The 23028-nt window shown below is 67.6% G+C and carries 19 protein-coding genes; 12 read left to right on the top strand and 7 right to left on the bottom strand.

Annotated elements, in window-relative coordinates:
* Positions 1–181: 181 nt before the first annotated feature.
* On the bottom strand, positions 182–658 hold the full coding sequence (locus tag ABIC44_RS02125) for an Hsp20 family protein (RefSeq protein ID WP_354293342.1): 477 nt from the start codon (positions 656–658) through the stop codon (positions 182–184).
* Between the two features lie 241 nt (positions 659–899).
* Between ABIC44_RS02125 and ABIC44_RS02120 the strand changes: the two genes are divergently transcribed.
* The 5 genes from ABIC44_RS02120 to ABIC44_RS02100 all read left to right on the top strand — a co-directional run bounded on the left by ABIC44_RS02120 (position 900) and on the right by ABIC44_RS02100 (position 6918).
* Entirely contained in the window at positions 900–3341 is a 2442-nt protein-coding gene (locus ABIC44_RS02120) for a TonB-dependent receptor (RefSeq protein ID WP_354293341.1), read from the top strand.
* Positions 3342–3889: 548 nt separating this feature from the next.
* Positions 3890–5140, top strand: a complete 1251-nt coding sequence (locus tag ABIC44_RS02115) for a lipoprotein-releasing ABC transporter permease subunit (protein ID WP_354293340.1) — start codon at positions 3890–3892, stop codon at positions 5138–5140.
* Positions 5141–5153: 13 nt separating this feature from the next.
* Positions 5154–5852: an ABC transporter ATP-binding protein gene (locus ABIC44_RS02110; protein ID WP_354293385.1), complete on the top strand. Its 699-nt coding sequence runs from the start codon at positions 5154–5156 to the stop codon at positions 5850–5852.
* On the top strand, positions 5849–6442 hold the full coding sequence (locus ABIC44_RS02105; RefSeq protein ID WP_354293339.1) for a GNAT family N-acetyltransferase: 594 nt from the start codon (positions 5849–5851) through the stop codon (positions 6440–6442). Before ABIC44_RS02110 ends, ABIC44_RS02105 begins: the two co-directional genes overlap by 4 nt.
* A complete protein-coding gene (locus ABIC44_RS02100) occupies positions 6439–6918 on the top strand; it encodes a glutathione peroxidase (RefSeq protein ID WP_354293338.1) in 480 nt (159 codons plus the stop codon). Before ABIC44_RS02105 ends, ABIC44_RS02100 begins: the two co-directional genes overlap by 4 nt.
* Before the next feature lie 165 nt (positions 6919–7083).
* Here the strand turns inward: ABIC44_RS02100 and ABIC44_RS02095 are convergent, their stop codons facing one another.
* Positions 7084–7653 (bottom strand): HdeD family acid-resistance protein, encoded by a 570-nt coding sequence (locus ABIC44_RS02095; protein ID WP_354293337.1) that lies wholly within the window; start codon positions 7651–7653, stop codon positions 7084–7086.
* A gap of 98 nt (positions 7654–7751) precedes the next feature.
* Here ABIC44_RS02095 and dnaE point away from each other — a divergent pair, with 98 nt between their 5' ends.
* A complete protein-coding gene (dnaE, locus tag ABIC44_RS02090; RefSeq protein ID WP_354293335.1) occupies positions 7752–11243 on the top strand; it encodes a DNA polymerase III subunit alpha in 3492 nt (1163 codons plus the stop codon).
* 276 nt (positions 11244–11519) lie between these two features.
* Here the strand turns inward: dnaE and ABIC44_RS02085 are convergent, their stop codons facing one another.
* Both ABIC44_RS02085 and ABIC44_RS02080 read right to left on the bottom strand, forming a co-directional pair.
* Positions 11520–11654, bottom strand: a complete 135-nt coding sequence (locus ABIC44_RS02085; protein ID WP_307099469.1) for a hypothetical protein — start codon at positions 11652–11654, stop codon at positions 11520–11522.
* Positions 11655–11702: 48 nt separating this feature from the next.
* Entirely contained in the window at positions 11703–12770 is a 1068-nt protein-coding gene (locus ABIC44_RS02080; RefSeq protein WP_354293334.1) for a PA0069 family radical SAM protein, read from the bottom strand.
* Between the two features lie 68 nt (positions 12771–12838).
* Here ABIC44_RS02080 and ABIC44_RS02075 point away from each other — a divergent pair, with 68 nt between their 5' ends.
* Positions 12839–13171 (top strand): VOC family protein, encoded by a 333-nt coding sequence (locus tag ABIC44_RS02075; protein ID WP_354293333.1) that lies wholly within the window; start codon positions 12839–12841, stop codon positions 13169–13171.
* 6 nt (positions 13172–13177) lie between these two features.
* Here the strand turns inward: ABIC44_RS02075 and moaB are convergent, their stop codons facing one another.
* The 3 genes from moaB to ABIC44_RS02060 form a co-directional block, all read right to left on the bottom strand.
* Entirely contained in the window at positions 13178–13705 is a 528-nt protein-coding gene (gene moaB, locus ABIC44_RS02070) for a molybdenum cofactor biosynthesis protein B (protein ID WP_354293332.1), read from the bottom strand.
* Between the two features lie 284 nt (positions 13706–13989).
* The gene (locus tag ABIC44_RS02065; RefSeq protein ID WP_354293330.1) at positions 13990–15858 is read right to left on the bottom strand and encodes a lytic transglycosylase domain-containing protein; all 1869 of its coding nucleotides are present in this window, start codon (positions 15856–15858) and stop codon (positions 13990–13992) included.
* The gene (locus ABIC44_RS02060; protein ID WP_354293328.1) at positions 15855–16634 is read right to left on the bottom strand and encodes a uracil-DNA glycosylase; all 780 of its coding nucleotides are present in this window, start codon (positions 16632–16634) and stop codon (positions 15855–15857) included. The genes ABIC44_RS02065 and ABIC44_RS02060 overlap by 4 nt, the downstream gene beginning before the upstream one ends.
* Before the next feature lie 143 nt (positions 16635–16777).
* Here ABIC44_RS02060 and ABIC44_RS02055 point away from each other — a divergent pair, with 143 nt between their 5' ends.
* The 5 genes from ABIC44_RS02055 (at position 16778) to ABIC44_RS02035 (ending at position 22968) form a co-directional block, all read left to right on the top strand.
* Positions 16778–18433 carry an electron transfer flavoprotein-ubiquinone oxidoreductase gene (locus tag ABIC44_RS02055; protein ID WP_354293326.1) on the top strand — a complete coding sequence of 552 codons (1656 nt, stop codon included), beginning with the start codon at positions 16778–16780 and terminating at the stop codon, positions 18431–18433.
* A 61-nt stretch (positions 18434–18494) separates the two neighbouring features.
* A complete protein-coding gene (locus ABIC44_RS02050) occupies positions 18495–20015 on the top strand; it encodes a tetratricopeptide repeat protein (protein ID WP_354293325.1) in 1521 nt (506 codons plus the stop codon).
* Between the two features lie 41 nt (positions 20016–20056).
* Positions 20057–20893: a 4-(cytidine 5'-diphospho)-2-C-methyl-D-erythritol kinase gene (locus ABIC44_RS02045; RefSeq protein ID WP_354293323.1), complete on the top strand. Its 837-nt coding sequence runs from the start codon at positions 20057–20059 to the stop codon at positions 20891–20893.
* Positions 20894–20986: 93 nt separating this feature from the next.
* The gene (recA, locus tag ABIC44_RS02040; RefSeq protein WP_307099453.1) at positions 20987–22060 is read left to right on the top strand and encodes a recombinase RecA; all 1074 of its coding nucleotides are present in this window, start codon (positions 20987–20989) and stop codon (positions 22058–22060) included.
* Between the two features lie 62 nt (positions 22061–22122).
* Positions 22123–22968: a class I SAM-dependent methyltransferase gene (locus ABIC44_RS02035; protein WP_354293321.1), complete on the top strand. Its 846-nt coding sequence runs from the start codon at positions 22123–22125 to the stop codon at positions 22966–22968.
* Positions 22969–23028 lie beyond the last annotated feature (60 nt).

The following is a 23028-nucleotide window of genomic DNA, read 5'->3' as shown; positions in this document are numbered from 1 at the left end:
CCTCCGTTCAGCCTGAGCGCAGTCGAAGGCCAAGGGAAAACATGTCCACCTGGCGGACGGCGGCGCACAGACCTCGCCTCGCCCAGCCCGAACGGAGGCCGGAAAAAACCAAAAAGGCGCCCGGACCCGTCGGTCCGGACGCCCCGCGACGTCTTCTGGGAGGGAAAGACGTCGAGCCTTGTTATGCCGCCTTGGCCGCATCGGCCTCGTCGGTGTGATGTTCGACCGCCGCCAGCGGCTGGCCCGTCTTGATCGCGATCGTCTTGGGCTTCATCGCCTCGGGCACCTCGCGGACGAGGTCGATGACGAGCAGGCCGTCGTTCAGGCGCGCATCCTCGACGAACACGAAGTCCGCCAGCTCGAAGCGCCGCTCGAACGAGCGATTGGCGATGCCGACATGCAGGAAGTTGGGCGCGGTCGCCTTGTCATCCTTCTTGCCGGTGACGAGCAGCATGTTCTGCTGCGCGGTGATCTCGATCTCGTCGCGGGCGAAACCGGCCACCGCCAGGGTGATGCGGTAACGGTCCTCGGCCAGACGCTCGAGATTGAAGGGGGGATAATTTTCCGCCGAAGCGCCGCGCGAATTGGCCTCCAGCAGATCGAACAGCCGGTCGAAGCCGATGGTCGAACGGCGATACGGGGTCAGGTCGATACGCATGTCAAAACCTCCATCAGAAGCGAATTGAAGAGGATCGGCCCACCCGTCGCCCGGACGGGCAAGGCCGCTCCGTGCGGCCCGTCAGCGGCACCGCACGCGAACCGATATGGTTCGTATTTCATGTCCTTCAAGAGCCCCATCGGATCGAGAAGCAAATCTTCCAGCGGCCCAAGCCGGTCCGCGCTTGAATGCCCAGTAAATCGATGTGTGAATGGGAGGTGAAATCAAAAGGGGAGCTTCCATGTCCTTGACCCTGGCACTCATGCTTGCTGCCCAGACGGTGGCGGCCACGTCCGATCCACAGACCACCACGCCGCCCGAGCCTGCCGCCCGGTCGGGTCGCGAAGAAGGGCGGCTGGGCACCGCGCAACAGGGCGGGGGCGACGTCGTCGTCACCGCGCGCCGCCGCGCCGAGACGATCCAGTCGGTTCCCATCGCCATGTCGGTGATCGGCGGCACCGCGCTGGCGGAGACGGGCACCTATAATGTCAACCGGCTGACCCAGATCCAGCCGACGCTGCAATTCTATTCGACCAACCCGCGCAACTCGGCCGCCAATATCCGCGGGCTCGGCGCGCCGTTCGGGCTGACCAATGACGGGATCGAGCAGGGCGTCGGCATTTATGTCGACCAGGTCTATTACAGCCGCATCGCCTCGGCGACGTTCGACTTCACCGATACCGAGCGGATCGAGGTGCTGCGCGGGCCGCAGGGCACGCTTTACGGCAAGAACACCACGGCGGGCGCGATCAACATCATCACCCGTCCGCCCAGCTTCACGCCCGAGGCGCGGGTCGAGCTGAGCGGCGGCAATTACGACTTCTTCCAGGGCAAGGCCTCGGTGTCCGGCCCGCTGGTCGACGACAAGGTGGCGGTGCGGCTGTCGACCTCGATCACCACGCGGCGCGGCACCGTCTGGAACACCCGTCAGCAGGAATGGCAGAACAGCCAGGACAATCTGTCGCTGCGCAGCCAGTTCCTGTGGCACGCCACGCCCACGCTCGACCTGACCCTGTCGGGCGATTATGCGCGGCAGAACCCCAATTGCTGCGTCCAATATTATGCGCGGGTGGGCGCGACCCAGCGTCCGCTCAATCGCCAATATCCGGCGCTGGCCGCCGCGCAGGGCTATAGCGTGCCGTCGACCAACGCCTTCGACCGGCTGACCGATGTCGACACCGATCTGCGTGCCAAGCAGGAACTGGGCGGGCTGTCGCTGGTCGCCAACTGGGATGTGGGGGAGGCGACGCTGACCAGCGTGTCGGCGTGGCGTTTCTGGCATTGGGACCCGTCCAACGACCGCGATTTCATCGGCCTGCCCATCACCACCGTCTCGGCCAATCCGTCGCAGCAGAGCCAGGTGACGCAGGAGATCCGCATCGCCTCCAACGGCAAGCGGACGCTCGATTATGTGCTGGGCGCTTTTTACTTCTGGCAGTCGATCGACACGCAGGGTTTGCAGGTGCAGGGCCCGGCGGCGAGCGCCTTCCTGCTCAATCCGACCGGCTCCGCCGGGCGCAACCCCGCGACGCTGAACGGGCTGACCGCGCGCAACACGATCGGCTTCACCAACACCTCGGCGGCGCTGTTCGGCAAACTGACCTGGCATGTCGACGACCGCCTGTCGGTGTCGCCGGGCCTGCGGCTCAATTACGACCGCAAGGACGGCTCCTATGTCTCGGTCGTCACCAATGGCGCGGGCTCGACCAGCCTGACCAGCGACCAGCGCGGGGTGCTGGCGCCGCAGAACTACACGCCCTCCTTCACCAACTGGAACCTGTCGGGCGATCTGACCATCGCCTATGAGTTCAACCCCAATGTCCATTATTACGCGACCTATGCGCGAAGCTATAAGTCGGGGGGCATCAACCTGTCGGGCCTGCCGCTGGATGCGCAGAACAACCCGATCCTGGCGACCCAGACGGTGAAGCCGGAAAAGGTCAATCATTTCGAGCTGGGGCTGAAGACCCAGTTCGCCGACCGCCGCGCGACCGTGAACATCGCGGGTTTCTGGACCGAGATCGGCGATTATCAGGCGACGGTGAACAATCTTCAGGTCAATGTCCTGCGTGGCTATCTGGCGAATGCCGGGCGCGTGCGGACGCGGGGGATCGAGATCGACTCGGCCTTCCGCCCGACCGAACGGTTCAACGTCTATGCCAACGGCGCGTTCACCGATGCGCGCTATACCCGCTTCACCAACGCGCCATGCCCGCCCGAGCTGTCGGGCGGCACCGCGCTGCCGGTGGTGAACGGCCAGATCGTCGGCACGCCCGCGGCGGCGGGGACGCCGGGCAATTCGCTGCCCTATTGCAACATTTCGGGCCAGTGGCTGCCGGGCGTGTCGCGCTGGGTCTTTTCCTACGGCGCGGAATATGACCTGCCCGCGACCGTGGCGGGGACCGAGGGGCAATTCTATCTCGGCTATGACGGCAGCTATCGGTCCAAATTCTCGTCCAACCCGTCGCGCTCGGCCTATACCGACATCAACGGATATAGCCTGTCCAATGTGCGGGCGGGATTCAAGGCGCCGGGCAGTTGGAACGCGTTCGTCTGGGTCCGCAACCTGTTCGATCACAATTATTACGAGCTGTTGGCGACCCAATCGGGTTCGACCGGGCTGATCGTCGGCCAGCCGGGTGATCCGCGCACATATGGGTTCACCATTTCCAAGTCGTTCTGACCCATTCCTCCCCATCGGAGGTGGGGAGGATCGAAGGGGACGAATCACAGGATTCGTCCACATTCGGTTCATCTTGATCTGGTATAGCGACAGTCCCGTGAACGGGCGCCGGGCCGGCATCTGGAAACGGAGTTTGGAAGCTCCCCGTTTCTCAGCCGGTTCCGGCGGCTTTTCGATGGAGCGATGCGCGACGAGGCCCCCATGACAAACGCCCGGACCGTTTCCGATCCGGGCGCCTGCGTGACGATCGCTCGTCAGCCCCCTTTTCCCGCTCCCGCATCAACCTCTTTGGGTGAGCGTTGGAGCAATCCCCGAACCACGGCCGTTGCTGCCTGTGTCTCAGTGAGATTGTGGTACGTTAGGATGGCGGGGCTTGTCATCCCTCTTGCGGCATCGATGCTACGATTGCGGAACTTGTGTTGCCGTCGCGCAACAATGCGGCGAGTCGGCCGTTTGGCCGCCGGAACCGGGCGCGGCATTGCCACCGCCGGACGCCGCCCGTACAGCCGCTGGGCTTATCAGTTTCTCCACGGATCGATCGGACATCAATGATCCTGTCACGCTATGAACGGATGATCGCCCGGCGCTATCTGCTGCCGGGCAAGGGAGAGGCGTTCATCTTCCTCGTCGCCTCGATCAGCCTGGTCGCGGTCATGCTGGGCGTCGCCGCGCTCGTCATCGTCATGAGCGTGATGAACGGCTTTCGCGCCGAACTGTTCGACAAGATCGTCGGGCTCAACGGCCATGCGGTGGTGCAGGGGGTGGGCGGGCGCCTGCCCGACTGGCGCGACATCGTGCGCGAGGCCAAGGCGACGCCGGGCGTGACCAGCGCGGTGCCGATGATCGAGCAGCCGTTGATGTCCAGCTATAACGGCCGGGTCGAGGCGGTGCTGGTGCGCGGCATGCGGGTGCAGGACATCCGGGGCAATTCGGCGATCCGCTCCAAGATCATCATGGGCAATCTGAACAGCATCACGCCGGGCAGCGGCCGCATCGCGATCGGCAGCCGGCTGGCGGAGGCGTTGGGCGCGCAGGTCGGCTCGGAGATTTCGCTGATCAGCCCGCAGGGGCAGACCACCCCCTTCGGCACGGTGCCGCGCATCGTCAGCTATACGGTCGGCGCGATCTTCGAGATCGGGGTGTATGATTATGACAAGGCCTATGTCATCATGCCGATCGAGGATGCGCAGACGCTGCTCCTGATGGGCGACACGGTCGGCATGGTCGAAATCCAGACGGTGGACGCCGACCGGGTGGGCCAGATCCTTGCGCCGCTCGCCGACAAGCTGGGCGGGCGCGCGGTGATCGCCGACTGGCGGACGATGAACGCGCAGCTGTTCGAGGCGCTGGCGGTCGAGCGGGTGGCGATGTTCACCGTGCTTTCGATCATCATCCTGGTCGCGGTGTTCAACATCCTGTCCTCGCTGATCATGCTCGTCCGCGCCAAGACGCGCGACATCGCGATCCTGCGCACGATGGGTGCGACGCGCGGCGGGTTGATGCGCATCTTCATGACGGTGGGCACGACGATCGGCGCGCTGGGCACGGTCGCGGGGCTGGCGCTGGGCGCGGTGTTCCTGTTCTATCGCCAGGGCGTGGTGAACTTCGTCCAGTTCGTGACGGGCCAGAATCTGTGGGACCCCTCGATCCGCTATCTGACCGAGCTGCCGTCCAAGACCGACCCCGTGGAGGTCATCGTGATCGCGTCGATGGCGCTGGTCTTCTCCTTCCTCGCCACGCTCTACCCCGCCTGGAAGGCGGCGAGCACGGACCCGGTGCAGGTGCTGCGTTATGAATGATCCGATCATCCGCATGGGCGATGCCGTCGCCCCCCGCACCGCCGAGCCGGTGCTGGAGACGCGCGGGCTCTCGCGCAGCTTCACCCAAGGCGGGCAGACGATCGAGGTGCTGCGCGGCGTCGACCTGGCCGTCGCGCCGGGTGAGATCGTGGCGCTTCTGGGCCCCTCGGGTTCGGGCAAGTCGACGCTGCTTCAGGCGGTCGGTTTGCTGGAGGGCGGTTTCTCCGGCTCGATCCGGATCGCGGGCGAGGAGGTGTCGAAGCTCGACTCGCATGGCCGCACGATCGCGCGGCGCGATTATCTGGGCTTCGTCTACCAGTTCCACCACCTGCTGCCCGATTTCAACGCGATCGAGAATGTGGTCCTGCCGCAACTGGTGCAGGGCAAGCTGCCCGCCGCCGCCGATATGCGGGCCAGGGGGTTGCTGACCGCACTCGGCCTCGGCCACCGGCTGACCCATCGGCCGAGCCAATTGTCGGGCGGCGAGCAGCAGCGCGTGGCGGTCGCCCGTGCGCTCGCCAACCAGCCTCCGCTGGTGCTGGCCGACGAGCCGACCGGCAATCTGGACGAGCACACCTCCGAGGTCGTGCTGGCCGAATTCCTGCGGCTGGTGCGCGACGAGGGCTCGGCGGCGCTGGTCGCGACGCATAACGAGCGGCTGGCATTGAAGATGGACCGGGTGGTGCGCCTCCACGAAGGTCGCCTGCAATGAGCGCCTGGACCGAGACGCCGACGCTGACCGGCCGCCACGTTCGCTTGCGCCCCTTCGTCGAGGCCGATCTGCCCGCGCTGGTCGAGGCCGCGCGGGAGGGCGAACTCTGGAACATCTTCTACGCCAATGTCTCGATGATGAAGACGCCCGAGCGCTGGCTGGCGGCGGCGCTCAAGGAGCGCGATGTCGGCCGTGCGCTGCTCTTCGCGGTCGAGACGCCGGACGGCGCGGTGGTCGGCACGACCCGCTATATGCGGATGGCGCCGCAGCATCGGCGGCTGGAGATCGGCGGCACCTTCTACGCCGCGCGCGTCCAGCGGACCGGCGTCAATACCGAGGCGAAGCGGATGCTGCTGGCCCATGCCTTTGAGGTGATGGAGTGTCAGGCGATCCAGATTCGCACCGATTCGCTCAACCAGCGCAGCCAGGCGGCGATCGAGCGGCTGGGCGCGAAGAAGGACGGCGTGCTGCGCGGGCATCAGGTGATGGCGGACGGGCGCATTCGCGACAGCATCGTCTATTCGATCATCGACCGCGAATGGCCCGGCGTGCGCGCCAATCTGGACTATCTGCTGGGGAAGCATCGGTGAGCGGGATCGGCGATTTCACCGTCCGGGCGGCGGACGGCACGCCGGTCGCCATGGCGGCCTATGCCGGGCGCGTGCTGCTGGTGGTCAACACCGCGTCGAAATGCGGCTTTACCCCGCAATATGACGGGCTGGAGGCGCTGCATCGTCGTTATGCGGCGCAGGGGCTGACCGTGATGGGCTTTCCCTGCAACCAGTTCGGCGCGCAGGAACCGGGCGACGCGGCGGAGATCGCGAATTTCTGTTCGCTGACCTATGACGTGACCTTCCCGGTGATGGCGAAGGTCGAGGTCAATGGCGACGGCGCCGATCCGCTATTCGGGTGGCTGAAGCGCGAAGCGCCGGGGTTGCTGGGGACGAAGGCGATCAAGTGGAACTTCACCAAGTTCCTGGTGGATCGGTCGGGCAAGGTGGTCGGCCGCTATGCCCCAACGACCAAGCCGGAGGATCTGGCGCGGGACATTGAGGGGCTCCTTTAGTCTCACATTTGCCCGGGCTTAAACCCGACCCTCGTTCGGCCTGAGGCCAGGGGGCAGGTAGCGCTGTCTGGCGGATGTTCGGGCGTGCGCTTCGACTTCGCTCAGCGTGAACGGAGGTTGGTCCGAACGGCCGTTCGGCCTGAGCGAAGTCGAAGGCCAAGGGCCTCAAAGCGAAAACGCACTCGCCCCCTTCTTGTGATCCAGTGCCGAGGCGATGGAGGTGATCCCGCCGAACAGGAAGCTCAGGCCCAGGATATAGCCCGGCAACGTCATCGCGCTCCATGGCAGCGTCGCCAGCACGAACAGCGCCAGGATGATGTTCAGCACGCCCAGCGCGATCATCCAGCCGCGCCGCCGCCGCATCCGCGCGCCCAGCCCGATTTCCAGCACGCCCCGTAGCGCCAGCCACACCGCGATCAGCAGCGTGATCGAAATGGCCCCGGTCGCGGGCTCGAACGCCATGATCAGCCCGATGATCAGCGACACGATCCCGAAGCCGATCGCATAGCCGCGCCCCTCATGCCCCTTGCCGAAGATACCGGCACCGATCGACACCAGGCCCGAGGCGATGAGGAACGCGCCGATCACCAGCGTCGCGGCGAAGGTAGCGGGCACCGGGAACAGGAACGCCGCCAGACCCAGCAAGGCCGACAGGATGCCGTAAGCCAGGATCCAGCCCCATCCGGCACCAGGCCGAAGCGAGGCGGCAAAAGAACGGTCCGTATCGGTCATCATCACGTCCTTGAGCGAGATCAGGATATTCTGTCGGCGTAACGACTCCCTTTGGCCGGGGTTCCGTGCTGGTCGAATCATGTCGCTTGGCGTAAGGGTGCGTGATGCATTCCGGATATGTGCCGCTTCGCATCTTTTCCTCCTTCACGATGCTCGACGGCGCGATCGATCCCAAGGCGATTGCGGCGCAGGCCAAGGCGAACGCCTTTCCTGCCGCCGGGCTGACCGACCGCAACGGCCTCTATGCTGCGATGGCCTTTTCGGACGCCGCCAAGAAGGCCGGGGTCCAGCCGGTGATCGGCACGATGCTGGGCATCGCGAGGCCCGACATGCCCGACAATGTCGGCGCGGTGGTCGATTGGATCGCGCTCTATGCGCAGGACATGACCGGTTATGACAATCTGTGCGCGCTGGTGTCGGCGGCGCATCTCGACCGGCCGATCGAACTGGCGGCGCATGTCGGCTTCGACACGCTGGAGAAGTTCAGCACCGGCTTGATCGCGCTGACCGCCGCCGGAGAGGGCGGCATCGCACGGCTGTTCGCCGAAGGCCAGCCGGACCGCGCCAAGGCCTATGCCGACCGGCTCCAGGCGATCTTCGGCGACCGGCTCTATATCGAACTGGCGCGGCGTGACGATCCCGTCGAGATCGCGGCCGAGCAGGATCTGATCGACCTGGCCTATGACCGCGACCTGCCGCTGGTCGCGACCAATCCCTGCTGCTTTGCCGATAGCGGCTTCCGCGATGCGCATGACGCCATGCTGTGCATCGCCAATTCGACCTATGTCGAAATGGACGATCGCCCCAAGAGCAGCCCCGAGGCTTGGCTGAAGCCCGCCGAGGTGATGAAGCAGCTCTTCGCCGACCTGCCCGAAGCGATCGACAACACGCTGGTCGTCGCACAGCGCTGTGCCGTCATGGCGCCGTGGCGCAAGCCCATCCTGCCCAGCCTGGCGGGCGACCGCGAGGGCGAGGCGGCGATGCTCCGCCGCGACGCGACGGCGGGTCTGGAGGCGCGGCTCGACCGTATCGCCGAGCTGGAGGGCGAGGGCGAACCCGGCTGGCGCGAGGCCTATCACGAACGGCTGAAGTTCGAGGTCGACATCATCATCCAGATGGGCTTCCCCGGATATTTCCTGATCGTCGCCGACTTCATCAAATGGGCCAAGGACCACGATATTCCCGTGGGGCCGGGCCGTGGTTCGGGCGCGGGCTCGGTCGTCGCCTGGGCGCTGACCATCACCGATCTCGATCCGTTGAAGCTGGGCCTGCTGTTCGAGCGCTTCCTGAACCCGGAACGCGTCTCGATGCCCGACTTCGACATCGACTTTTGCGAAACCCGGCGTGGCGAGGTCATCCGCTACGTCCAGGAGAAATATGGCCGCGATCAGGTCGCGCAGATCATCACCTTCGGTAAGCTGAAGGCGCGCGCCGTGCTCAAGGACACCGGCCGCGTGCTCCAGATGAGCTATGGCCAGGTCGACCGCCTCGCCAAGCTGGTCCCCAACCACCCGACCGATCCCTGGGACCTGAAGCGCGCGCTCAACGGCGTGCCCGAGTTGGCGAAGGAATATGCCAACGACAACCAGGTCCGCCGATTGCTCGACCTCGCCACCAAGCTGGAGGGCCTGCCGCGCCACAGCTCGACCCATGCCGCCGGTGTGGTGATCGGCGACCGGCCGCTGGCGCAGCTGGTTCCGCTCTATCGCGACCCCCGCTCCGACATGCCGGTGACGCAGTTCGACATGAAGTTCGTCGAGGGCGCGGGGCTGGTCAAGTTCGACTTCCTCGGCCTCAAGACGCTGTCGGTGCTGCAAAAGGCGGTGCAGTTGCTCGCCAAGCGCGGGGTCGAGGTCGATCTCGGGGCCTTGGCCTGGGATGACGAGGCCACTTATGCTTTGCTCCAGAAGGGCGACACGGTCGGCGTGTTCCAGCTGGAATCGGAAGGTATGCGGCGCACCCTGTCCGCCGTGCGCCCGACCAATTTCGGCGACATCATTGCGCTCGTGTCGCTCTATCGGCCGGGTCCGATGGACAATATCCCCAGCTTCGGTCGCCGCAAGCAGGGGACCGAGGAGATCGTCTACCCGCATCCCCTGCTCGAACAAATCCTGTCCGAGACCTATGGCATCTTCGTCTATCAGGAACAGGTGATGCAGGCCGCCCAGATCCTGGCGGGCTATTCGCTGGGCGGCGCGGATCTTCTCCGCCGCGCGATGGGCAAGAAGGTCAAGGCGGAGATGGACGCGCAGCGCGCCATCTTCGTCAAGGGATGCCAGGAGGTGAACGGCATCCCGTCGCAAAAGGCCAACGAGCTGTTCGACTTGATCGACAAGTTCGCCGGCTATGGCTTCAACAAGAGCCACGCGGCGGCCTATGCGCTTCTCGCCTATCAGACCGCGTGGCTGAAGGCGCATCACCCGCACGAATTCTACGCCGCGTCGATGTGCTACGACATGGCGCTGACCGACAAGCTGGCGATCTTCGTCGACGATGCGCGGCGGATGGGCGTGACGATGCTGCCGCCTTGCATCAACGCCAGCCAGGCCGAGTTCGATGTCGAGCCGCATGAGGACGGCCTGGGCGTCCGCTATGCGCTGGGCGCGCTCAAGTCGGTGGGCGAGGGTGCGATGGAGAAGCTGGTCGTCGAGCGCAATGCGGGCGGCCCCTTTGCCTCGCTCGATGCGCTGGCCAAGCGGGTCGACCCGCGCCTGATGAACAAGCGCCAGCTCGAGACGCTGGCGTCCGCAGGGGCGTTCGACGGGATCGAGGTCAACCGCGCGGGCGTCCATGCGGTCGCCGAAACCGTCCTCGCCATCGCCGCGCGCACCCATGAGGGGCGGACGAGCGGGCAGGGCGGGCTGTTCGGCGAGACGGAGGTGGCGGGCGACGCGATCAAGCTGCCGACTGGCACCCGCTGGAGCCTGTCGCAGCGGATGGAGCAGGAGAAAGAGGCGTTCGGCTTCTATTTCTCGGCGCATCCGGTCGATCGCCATGCGCATATCGCCAAGATGCACGGCGCGCGGACCTACACCTCGCTGACCGACCTCATCATCCCCGACGACGGTGCGCGGATCGGCGCGACCATGGCGGTGCTGGTCGAGGATGCGCGCTGGCGGACCTCGGCGCGGGGCAAGCGCTATATGATGGCGCAACTATCCGACGCGACCGGGCAGTTCCTGGCGACCTGTTTCGACGATTCGGTGGCGGGCGATCTGGAAAAGGCCGCCAAGGAGGGCGATTGCGCGCTCATCACCGTCGAGCTGGATCGCCGTCCGGGCGAAGAGGCGCCGCGTGTCAGCATCAAGCGGGTCCAGCCGTTCGACGGGCTCGCCAGCACCGCGAAATTCGTGGTCGAGGTGACGGTGGCGGACAAGGCGGCGTTCAAGGCGCTGCACGCGATGCTCGACCCGCTGCGCAATGGCCGGGGCGAGGTCCGGGCGCGGATCGCGGGGCCGGACGGCGATACGCTGCTGATGCTGGGACGCAACTTCCTGCTCGACGCCGAGCTGGCTAGCCATATCGAGGACCTGCCGGGCGTGACCGCGGTGGCGATGAAGTCGTCCGAAGCGCGGCTGGCGTTGGTAGGGTAGGGCGGATCGACATTCAGTATTGCTGCTCCTTCCCTCTCCCCTGGACAGGGGAGAGGGTTAGCGAAGCTTGCCAGCTTGCTGGCTAGCGCAGCTTGGGTGAGGGGTTGAGCGAGCCCAAAGGCTCGCGCGCTCGCTTCGCGAGCGCCCACCCCTCACCCAGCTCCGACTAAGCCTTTGCTATGCAAAGACCAAGTCTGCGCAACCCTCTCCCCTCTGCGAGGGGCGAGGGAGGGAAAGGTATCGCTGAATATTGTTCGGGTGGTGAGGCAGTCAGCCTCAGCCGCCGACCTCGCGGCGATCCTGTTCTTCTTCGCCCGCTTCGCCATGATTGCCATAGCCGCCGCCGGAGCTGTCGGCCTCGTCCTCGTTCGGCACCTGTTCGGGCGGGGTCTGTTCGGGGTCGTGGATCATCGTCGCTCTCCTTCCCGGTCCCAACGCGCGGGCAAAGCGGGATGATCCTCAGAACAGCTCGCCCTGCGGGCCGCTCGGCGGACGGAACTGGCCGGTGTCGAGCGGCGGCCGGTCGCGATTGAGGCCGTGCAACCGACAGGCGCGGTGGAAGCGGACGCGCAGCAACTCCGCCCAGGGGCCTTGCCCGCGCATCCGGGTGAAGAAATCGGGATCATTGTCGCGTCCCCCGCGCAACGACTGGATGATCGCCATCACCTTGCCCGCGCGCTCGGGGAAATGCGTGTCCAGCCAGGCGCGGAACAGGGGCGCGACCTCGTGCGGCAGGCGGACGGGGATGAAGAAGGCATGGCGCGCCCCCGCCTCGGCAGCGCGGGCGATCAGATGCTCGATCTCGTGATCGGTGATCGCGGGGATGACCGGCGCGATCGAGACATAGGTGGGGATGCCCGCCGCCGCCAGCTTCGCCACCGCCGCCAGCCGCCGCTCGGGCGTCGGCGCGCGGGGCTCGACCGTGCGCGCGACCCTGGCGTCGAGCGAGGTGATCGACACGCACACCGTCGCCAGCCCTCGGGCCGCCATGGGGGCCAGAATGTCGATGTCGCGCACGACGCGGTCCGATTTGGTCGTGATCGCCAGCGGATGGTTCGTCTCCGCCAGCACGCCCAGAATGTCGCGCGTGATCCGCCATTCGCCCTCGATCGGCTGATAGGGGTCGGTGTTGGTGCCCAGTGCGATGGGCGCGACGCGGTAGCCCGGCCTGGCCAGTTCGGCGCGCAGCAACTCGGCGGCGTTCGGCTTGGCAAACAGCCGGCTTTCGAAATCCAGTCCCGGCGACAGGTCGTGATAGGCGTGGCTGGGCCGCGCGAAGCAATAGATGCAGCCATGCTCGCAGCCGCGATAGGGATTGATCGAGCGGTCGAACGGCACGTCGGGCGAGCTGTTGCGGCTCAGGATCGTGCGCGGCCGCTCGACGGTCACGCTGGTCCGCAAGGGAGGCGGGGCGCCATCGACCTGATCCTGCATGTCGAGCCAGTCGCCGTCCGCCATGACCTGCGGCAAGGCGAAACGGGCGCTGGTCGCGTTGACCGTCGCACCGCGTGGAGTCCGCCTGGCCATATCGCGCTTGCCCATCGCCCGAAACTAGGGCAGGAAATGGAACATATCAAGAACGAAGGAGTCGGGTCATGGCGCGTCTGGACTATCTCGAACTGCCGGTCGGGGACCGGGCGGCGGCGAAGCGTTTCTATGCCGAGGCGTTCGGCTGGCGCTTCACCGATTTCGGGCCGGACTATGCCGCGACGATGAGCGGGGATACCGATGTCGGGCTGGACGCCTCACCCGAAAAGGTGAAGGCGCCGCTGCCCGTCATCCGGGTCGAGGCGCTGGAGGCGACGCTCTCGGCGGTCGAGGCGGCGGGCGGGACGATCGTCGTGCCGATCTTCGCCTTTCCGGGCGGGCGGCGCTTTCATTTCCGCGATGTCGACGGGCATGAGCTTGCCGTGATGCAGGCGGATTGACGCCGGTCAGCGCTCCAGCAGGCGGGGCATCAGCTCGACGAAGTTGCACGGGCGGTGGCGACTGTCGAGCTGGTCGCGCAGGATGCCGTTCCACGCGTCCTTGACCGCCCCGGTCGATCCGGGGAGTGCGAAGATATAGGTGCCCCGCGCGACGCAGGCACAGGCGCGCGACTGGATGGTCGAGGTGCCGATCGTCTGGAAGCTCAGCCAGCGGAACAGCTCGCCGAAGCCGGGGATCATCTTGCTCGCGACCTGCTCGACCGCCTCGGGGGTGACGTCGCGCCCCGTGACGCCGGTGCCGCCGGTGGTCAGGATGCAGTCGATGCTGGCATCGTCGATCCAGCGGTTCAGCTGGGCGACGATCTGGTCGGTATCGTCACGCAGGATGCTGCGCGCGGCGAGTTCATGCCCCGCCTCGGTCAGCAGTCCCGCCAACGTGTCGCCCGAGCGGTCCTCGGCCAGCGAGCGGGTGTCGGAGACGGTCAGCACCGCGATGCGGACGGGCAGGAAGGTGTGGCTTGTGTCGATGGGCATGGGGGGTGAACGTCTCTGCGGGAGTTTCGGGGGGGGGGGCTTGGCGGGCGGAGGGGCGTGGCCTTCGACGTCGCTCAGGCGGAACGGAGGGGAGGGACTGGCGGGCGGAAGCGATATTCGGGTTGCGTCATGGCTGGCCTGTCAGGAAGGGAGGGTGTGATCGACCACGCCAGCTAAGACACCCCTTCGTCGCCCCTTACCGGCGGGAATGGATATGGGGCCCCCGCCGTTCAGCCTGAGCGAAGTCGAAGGCCAAGCGAAACCCTCGGCCGCGACACCCCCGCTCAATTCGCCTGGGGCAGCGCGGTGCTCGACTGCGGGTTCACCGCCGCGTTCAGCGCGATGGTGGTCCGGCGGGGCAGGCTCGCCTGCGCGGTGTTGGGCCGTTGGAGCCGTACCGCGCTGGCCCCCGGAAGGCCCGGGAAGCGCGGCCACATCCCCTGGGCCAGCGCGGCGCGGCTGGGCGAATTGGCCTTGCCGGTCTGGCCTTCGTACATCCAGTAATTGCGCAGCACCGTGGTCACGTAACCGCGCGTCTCCCAATAGGGAATGCTCTCGATATAGAGCAGCGGGTCGCCATTGTCGCGGACCAGGCTGTTCCATTCGCCGACCGGCTTGGGACCGGCATTATAGGCCGCGATCACCTTGGGCAGCAGGCCGCCGGTCACACCGGTCATGTCGCGCAGTCGCTCCAGATGCCGCTGGCCGATATCCATATTGGTCGACGGCTTGGTCAGCGCCGAGCGGTCGATCGACACGCCGCGTTCGCGCGCGAAGTCGGTGGCGGCGGCGGGCATGATCTGCATCAGGCCATAGGCGCCCGCCGGGCTGACCACCTTGTTGCGAAAGCCGCTTTCCTGAAGCGTGTGCGCATAGACCAGCGCCTTTTCGACGCGCCAGCCGCTGTCGGGCGTCCAGCTGGGCGTCGGATAGCGCGCCTCGGCGGTGGCGGTGACGCCCGCGGGGCAGTTGTGCGCCAGCCATACGGTCGTGGCGGGAAGGTCGAGCGATTCGGCCAGGCGGACGAGGTTGCGGAACTCCTGCGGCTGGCCGATCCGCGCCTGCTGGCGGATGACCTGGTCGGCCAGATCGGTCTCGCCGATCTCGACCAGCGCGGCGGCGACGAGGATGTTGGGGCGACGGTCGAGCGCGACCCAGTCGGTCGCGACCAGCTGCCCGCGCGGCTCGCGGTCGCCGCGCATGCCCAGCGCCTGGCGCGCGAGCTGGCCATAGAAGCTTTCGCGGAACTGCGAGGCGGAGCGGAGCCGCCCCTCGACCTTGTCGGGACGGCCGCAGACCATGTCGGCGCGCGCGGCCCAATAGAGCGCCGCGGCACGCAGGTCGACATCGGTGGCGCGCGCCGCCGTGCCCTCGAACGCGGTCTCGGCGGCCTGGCAGTCATTCTGCCGCCAGGCCGACAGCGCGGTGGTCCAGCGACCCTGCACTGCCCATTCGCCGGTCCCGTCGGCCGCCTTGGCCGCCATGGTCCGGGCATTGGCGTCGTCGCCCATCAGGAAATAGATCCAGGCGACGCGCTGCTGCCACTCGGTCAGCGCCTCGGGCGACAGGCCCTGGGTCGCATCCAGCAGGGCCTGGGCCGAGGGGCCGTCATCGGCCTTGATGAAGGGCTGCATCCGCACCGCCAGCTCGGCGGCGATCTGGTCGCTGCGCACGCTCTTGGCGCGGACGCGGCGGGGGGCGCCGTCCTGCCAGATCAGGCTGTGCGCCTCGGGCAGCGGGGGAAGGTCTTTCGCGCCGCGCGACCGGGCGAGCCGGGCGAGCTGTTCGGCCTGGGGCAGTTCGGGCGCTTCGTTGAGGAGCGCGACCAGCCGCTCGGCATCGACCCTGGGCGATCCCTTGGCGGTATAGAGTTCGGCGCGGGCGATGGCGTGGAGGGGCCCCGGCTTCAGCGAGTCGAGCTCCAGCTGCGCATCGGTCCAGCGGCTCTCGCGGATCGCGGTGAAGATGCGCGCATAGCCCGCCTTCTGATCGGCATCGAGCAGCGCGGGGATGGCGGGCGGGGCCTTTGGCGAGGCGGTGGCGCGGGCATCCGCCGCGGGTTCTCCCGGCGCAGCGGCGAAGGCGGTGCCGGTTCCGGCCGCCAGCAAAGCCCCGATGGTCGCCGTCCGTGCGATCGCCTGGCCCAGCTTCATGCGCGCATGTCCCCCATGATCCTTTGCAAATCCTTCCAGCTTTCCGCCTTTGCCATCGGCTTTTCGATCAGAAAGCGCGGATGGAAACTGGCGACCGCCTGGCTTTTGCCGCTTTTATGGTCAACGGCATGCGAATGTCCGCGCGCGCTGGTGAGTTCGGTCCCGAGCACGGCACGGCTCGCCGCATTGCCCAGCAGGAGCAGCGAGTGCGGCCGGACCAGCCCGATATGATGCAGCGAAATCTCGGCCAGCCGCGCCTCCAGTCCCGCCGGGGTCCGGCCCGCCAGCGGCCGCCGCGCGCAGACCGAGGCGAGGTGAACGGTCTCGCGCGACTGTCCGATGGCGGCGAGCATCCGGTCGAACAATCGACCGGCCGCGCCCGACAATATCTGTCCCGCTTCGCCGTCGTCGCGGTCGGGACAGTCGACCAGCACCATCAGCGGCGCCTCGGCGGGGCCGGTGGCGGTCAGCGAGATACCGTCCCACGCCGCCTCCGGCGCGGCGTCGGACAGGCGCCAGGCCAGGAAGGCGTCCAGCGTATCGGGCAGCAGCGCGGCCGGGGCGGCGGCGGGCAGGGCGGGGACCAGACCCGGTGCGGGCAGCGGGGCGGGGGCGGGGGCTGCGAAGCCGATCGGCCGCACGGGCTCGGCGGCCATCCAGTCGCGGGGTTCGTCCTCGACCAGCAGGTCGACGCCCGCGTCGTGCCACCAGTCGAGCACGCTGGCCGCCTGTGCGCTGTCGAACGGTGCGCTGTCGAACGTCGGAAAAGCCCCCATATGGGATTAGCCCATGCTGCAAGGTTGACGTGCGCGTCAATCTGTCGGATCGGCTGTCAGGACAAGATGTTTCCCGTCCGCGCCCGGACGAGCCCGATCCACGGGAGGTTACGGCAGCGGTGCGGACCAGATGCGAGGATGCCATGAGCGAACGCGAATCGATGCCCTATGACGTGGTGATCGTCGGCGCCGGGCCAGCGGGCCTGTCGGCCGCGATCCGCCTGAAGCAGCTGGCGACGCAAGGCGGCGCCGAGCTGTCGGTCTGCGTGCTGGAGAAGGGCTCGGAGGTCGGCGCGCACATCCTGTCGGGCGCGGTGATCGACCCGATCGCGCTCGACGAGCTGCTGCCTGACTGGCGCGACGACGGCTGCCCGCTGGCCGAGGTGCCGGTGACGGAGAATCATCACTGGATCCTGACTGCGGGCAAGCATCGCAACGTGCCGCACGCGCTGGTCCCGCCCTTCATGCACAACAAGGGCACCTATACGGGAAGTCTCGGCAATCTGTGCCGCTGGCTGGCGGGCAAGGCCGAGGAACTGGGCGTCGAGATCTTCCCCGGTTTCGCGGCGGCGGAAATCCTGTTCCATGAGGATGGCCGGGTGAAGGGCGTGGCGACCGGCGACATGGGCGTGGCACGCGACGGCACCCACAAGCCCGATTACCAGCCGGGCCTAGAGCTCCACGCCAAATACACCTTCTTCGCCGAGGGTGTGCGCGGGCATCTCTCCAAGGAGATCATCCGCCAGTTCGACCTGGCGCGCGACAGCGATCCGCAGATTTACGGTCTGGGCATCAAGGAATTGTGGGACATCGATCCCGCCAAGCATGTGCCCGGCCGCGTCATCCACACCCAGGGCTGGCCGCTGGGCGACGACGCCAATGGCGGCGGCTTCATCTACCACCAGGCGGGGGGACAGGTCGCGATCGGCTTCGTGACGTGGCTGAACTATTCCAACCCGTACATCTCCCCGTTCCAGGAGATGCAGAAGTGGAAGACCCATCCGGTCATCGCCGAGCTGCTGAAGGGCGGCAAGCGCGTGTCTTACGGCGCGCGCGCGATCAATGACGGCGGGCTTCAGGCGATCCCCAAGCTGACCTTCCCCGGCGGCGTGCTGGTCGGCTGTTCGGCGGGCTTCCTCAACGTGCCGCGGATCAAGGGCACGCATGGCGCGATGAAGTCGGCGATGCTGGCCGCCGAGGCGGCGTTCGCGGCGGTGCAGGCGGGGCGCGAAGGCGACGAGCTGACCGACTATCCCGAGGCGTTCCGCGCCTCCTGGCTTTACAAGGAGCTGGCGGGCGTCCGCAATGTCGTGCCGCTGGTCAAGAAATATGGTGATTTCGTCGGCAGCGGGCTTGCCAACGTCACCATGTGGTCGGAGCATTTCGGGCTAAAAATGCCCTTCACGATGAAGCACAAGCCCGATCACGCGACGTTGTGGCGCAAGGATCAGGTGAAGAAGCCCGACTATCCCAAGCCCGATGGCGTGCTGACCTTCGATCGCCTCTCCTCGGTGTTCCTGTCGAACACCAACCATGAGGAGGATCAGCCGGTCCATCTGACGCTCAAGGATGCGAGCGTGCCGATCGCGCACAACCTGCCGCTGTTCGACGAGCCCGCGCAACGCTACTGCCCGGCGGGTGTTTATGAGGTGGTGGGCGTGGACGAGGGCGATCCGAAATTCGTGATCAACGCCCAGAACTGCGTCCACTGCAAGACGTGCGACATCAAGGACCCGACCCAGAATATCAACTGGGTCGTACCCGAAGGCGGCGGAGGACCCAATTATCCCAATATGTAAGCGTCGGCTCGTCTCCCTCCTATCGGCAACGGTCCTGGCCTCCGCCGCCTGGACGGCGCCCGTGGCGGCGGCGGTTCGTGCCACGCCCGAGCCGCTTTCCGCCTATCTCGCCGCCCGCGTCGCGGCGGCCGAGGGGCGTGCGGCCGAGGCGGCGGGCGATTATGCGACCGCGCTGGCGGGGTGGCCCGACGATCCGGCGGTGGCGGTGCGCGCCTATCGCGAGGCGATGATCAGCGGCGACGAGGCGCTGGCGCTGCGCGCCGCGCGCGTCATGCAGGCCGAAAAGGTCGCGCCGATCGACGTGACGCTGCTCGACCTGGCGATCGCGGCGCGCAAGGGCGACCGGGCGGGCTATGACGCGGTGATCGCAGGGATCGCGGGCGGGCCGCTCAAGATTCTGTCGCCGGTGCTGAAGGCCTGGGCGGCCTGGGATCACCGACAGCCGGTCGAACCCGCGCTCGACAGCGCGGGCAAGGAGCCGGTCGCGCGGCGGCTGGCCGAGGAGCATCGGCTGCTGCTGGCGCTGGCGGCGAGGAAGATGGACGATTCCTCGGTCCGGCTGCTGCTGGAGGCGATGCGCCCGCCCGCCGATACCCGGATCGCCGCCGCCGCGCTGATGGCGGGCCATGGCGACGAGGCCGATGCGCGCCGCCTGATGACCGATCCGCTGGTCGATGCCGGTCGCAAGGCGCTGGGCGTCAAGCCGGACCTGGGCTTCGGCGTGTCGCAACTGTTCGTCCGGGTCGGTGCCGAGCTGGCGAGCGACGGCCCGCGCCCGCTGGTCATCGCGCTCGCGCGCACCGCGCTGATCGCCGATCCGAGCAATGATCGGGCACGGCTGTTGCTGGCCGAGGCGCTGTCGAAGGACGAGGCATGGGACGCCGCCATCGCCGCGCTGGCGGGGGTGGACCCGCGTCGCGCCTTCGCCCACCGCGCGGCGGTGGTGCGGGTCGGGCTGCTCGGAGCGGCCGGGCGGACCGGCGAGGCGCTGATGCTGGCGCGCGGGCTGGCGACCGCGAAGAATGCGACGGTCGACGACTGGCAGGTCTATGCCGACCAGCTGATCGCCGCCGGGCAACCCGCCGAGGCGGTGCCCTGGTATGAGCAGGTGACCCGCGCCGATCCGCCGCTGCCCTGGGCGGCCTGGCTGCAATATGGCGGCGCGCTGGATCAGGCGGGGCGGCGGGAAGAGGCCGATGCAGCGCTCGCCCGTGCGGTGGCGCTGGCGCCGGACGAGCCGCTGGCGCTCAATTATCTGGGCTATGCGCGGGTCGAGCGGGGTCAGGATGTCGCAGGCTCGCTGGCCATGCTGGAGCGGGCGAGCAAGCTGGCGCCCGACAATGGCTCGATCACCGATTCGCTGGGCTGGGCCTATTTCCGGGCGGGGCAGCCCGGCCGCGCGCTGCCGCTGATCGAGCGTGCCGCCATGGCCGAGCCCGCCAATAGCGAGATCAACGATCATCTCGGCGACATCTACTGGTCGCTAGGGCGGCATTATGAGGCGCGCTATGCCTGGCGCGCGGCGGCGCTGACCGCCGACGACAGCGAACGGGCGCGGATCACGCCCAAGCTGTCGCGCTGATCGCTCTTGCTGGCGGGCGCGGGGCGTCGCATGGGGCGGGGATGACCGCCATCGTCGAGACCGCGCCCGCCAAGATCAATCTGGCCCTTCACGTCCGGGCGCGCCGAGCGGACGGCTATCATGAGCTGGAAACGCTGTTCGCCTTTTGCCGCGATGGCGACGTCGTGACGGTCGCCCCCGCCGCCACGACCGGCCTGACGCTGAGCGGGCCGTTCGCCGACCGTCTGGCGGGCGAGGCGCAGCAGGACAATCTGGTCATGCGCGCCGCGCAGGGCTTTGGCGTGCGGTTCGGCGTTGCGGCGGATCATGCGATCACGCTCGACAAGCATCTGCCGGTCGCCTCGGGCATTGGCGGCGGCTCGGCGGATGCGGCGGCAACGCTGCGCGCGCTGGCGCGGCTGCATGGCGTGGCGTCCGACCATCCCGAATTGTTCGCGCTGGCGGGCGAGCTGGGCGCGGACGTGCCCGCCTGTCTGCTCGGCCGGACCGCATGGGGCCGGGGCAAGGGGGATGCGCTGCAACCGCTGCCGCCGCTGGGCGATGTGCCGGTGCTGCTGGTCAATCCGGGCGTCGGCGTGTCGACGGCGGCGGTGTTCGGCCGCTGGGACGGTACGGATCGCGGCGGACTGGGAGAGGGCGAGGTGATGGCGGTTGCGGCGGCGGGGCGGAACGATCTGGAACCCCCGGCGCGCGCGCTGGCCCCGGCGATCGACGCGGTGCTGGCCTTTCTGGGCCAGGCGCCCGGCGTCGGGCTGTCGCGCATGTCGGGATCGGGGGCGACCTGTTTCGCGATCTTCGACACCGTCGCGGACCGGGACGCGGCGGCGACCGGGGCGCGAGACCAGGGCTGGTGGGCGCTGCCGACTTTTTTGACCTGATATTTGTTCCCATCTTGTTCCTGTGGAACAAAGTGCATACATTGCAGATGCGTTGAATGGACCACGCGCTTGGTCTAGCGAAGGAAGCATCTGATGGCCGCCAATCTGAAAGTGATCGAAACAGGCATGGCAACCGCAAACGCAGACCGTCAAAAGGCGCTCGACGCCGCGCTCGCTCAGATCGACCGGGCGTTCGGCAAGGGCTCGGCGATGAAGCTGGGGCAGAAGGAGACGATGCAGGTCGAGGCGATCTCGACCGGCTCGCTGGGGCTCGACATCGCGCTGGGCGTGGGCGGCTTGCCGCGCGGTCGCGTGATCGAGGTCTATGGCCCCGAATCCTCGGGCAAGACCACGCTGGCGCTGCACGTCATCGCCGAGGCGCAGAAGATGGGCGGCACCGCCGCCTTCGTCGACGCCGAACACGCGCTCGACCCGGTCTATGCCAAGAAGCTGGGCGTCAATATCGACGAACTGATCGTGTCGCAGCCGGATACCGGCGAACAGGCGCTGGAGATCACCGACACGCTGGTCCGCTCGAACGCGATCGACGTGCTGGTGGTCGACTCGGTCGCCGCGCTGGTGCCCCGCGCCGAGATCGAGGGCGAGATGGGCGACAGCCATGTCGGCCTTCAGGCCCGCCTGATGTCGCAGTCGCTTCGCAAGCTGACCGGATCGATCAGCCGTTCGCGCTGCATGGTGATCTTCATCAACCAGCTGCGCATGAAGATCGGCGTGATGTACGGCAACCCGGAGACGACGACGGGCGGCAACGCGCTGAAATTCTATGCCTCGGTCCGGCTCGACATCCGTCGCACCGGCCAGATCAAGGACCGTGAGGACATCACCGGCAACGCGACCCGCGTGAAGGTGGTGAAGAACAAGGTCGCCCCGCCGTTCAAGCAGGTCGAATTCGACATCATGTATGGCGAGGGCATCTCGAAGATCGGCGAGATCCTCGATCTGGGCGTCAAGGCCGGGCTGGTCGAGAAGTCGGGCAGTTGGTTCTCCTACGACTCGGTCCGCATCGGGCAGGGGCGTGAGAACGCCAAGAATTACCTGCGCGAGAATCCCGACATGGCCGACCGCCTGGAACGCGCGATCCGCCAGCGGACCGAGCAGGTGGCCGAGGACATGATGACCGGCCCCGACGCGGACGACGATCTGTAAGAGGGACCAGCGGCCCGCCGGAGACGGCGGGCCGTTTTGCTTTGGGGGACGATAGGGGGGCGATGACCAGCGGACTGGATTGGAGCGGCCGGGTCGGCGATGTCTGGGCCGAGCAATGGCGTCGCACCGAACGCAGCTTCACCCATCTGACGGCGCATCTCGACGCCGCTATCGCCGCCGTCGCGCCCCGGCGGGGGCGGGCGCTGGATATAGGCTGCGGGGTCGGGTCGACCGGCCTGGCGCTCCGGGCGGCGCGTCCCGAGCTGGAGGTCGTCGGGGTCGACCTGTCGCCGGAAATGCTGGCCCTGGCAGGGACGCGGGCGGCGGACGTGGAGGGCCGGGGCGGGGCGCTCCGTTTCGTCTGCGGCGACGCGGTGTCGGTCGCCGCGTCCGAGGGGCCGTTCGACCTTTTCGTCTCGCGTCACGGCGTGATGTTCTTTCCCGACCCCGTCGCGGCGTTCACGGGCTTGCGGGCGGCCGCGTCGCCGGGGGCGGCGATGGTCTTTTCCTGCTTCGACGAGCGGGCACGCAACGGATTTGCGACGCTGGCGGACGAGGCGGTCGGCCATTCGCCCGCGCCTGTCGCCGGTTACGAACCGGGGCCTTTCGCCTTTGCCGATTCGCATCGGGTGGGGGCGTGGCTGGAACAGGCCGGATGGGCGCTGGAGGCCGCCGCGCGGGTCGATTTCGAATATGTCGTCGGGCAGGGCGCGGCGCCGGTCGAGGATGCGGTGGATTTCCTGTCCCGCATCGGCCCGGCGGCGCGGGCGATGGCGACCGCCGCCCCGGACGAGCGGGAACGGATCGCGGCGGCGCTGCACGAGGGGCTGTCCCATCACCGGACCGGCGATCAGGTGGCCCTGCCGGCCTCCGCCTGGATCTGGCGGGTAAGGGCAGGAGCGGCCTGAGCCATCGGCCCATGGCCGCATTCCGGCGGCCTTTGGGCCTTGCGGTCGGTCTGGCGCGTT

The sequence above is a fragment of the Sphingomonas sp. 1185 genome, from assembly GCF_040544655.1.
GTDB lineage: Bacteria > Pseudomonadota > Alphaproteobacteria > Sphingomonadales > Sphingomonadaceae > Sphingomonas.
Note: the sequence above shows the minus strand (reverse complement) of the source record. Positions and strands in the feature narration are given on the sequence as shown.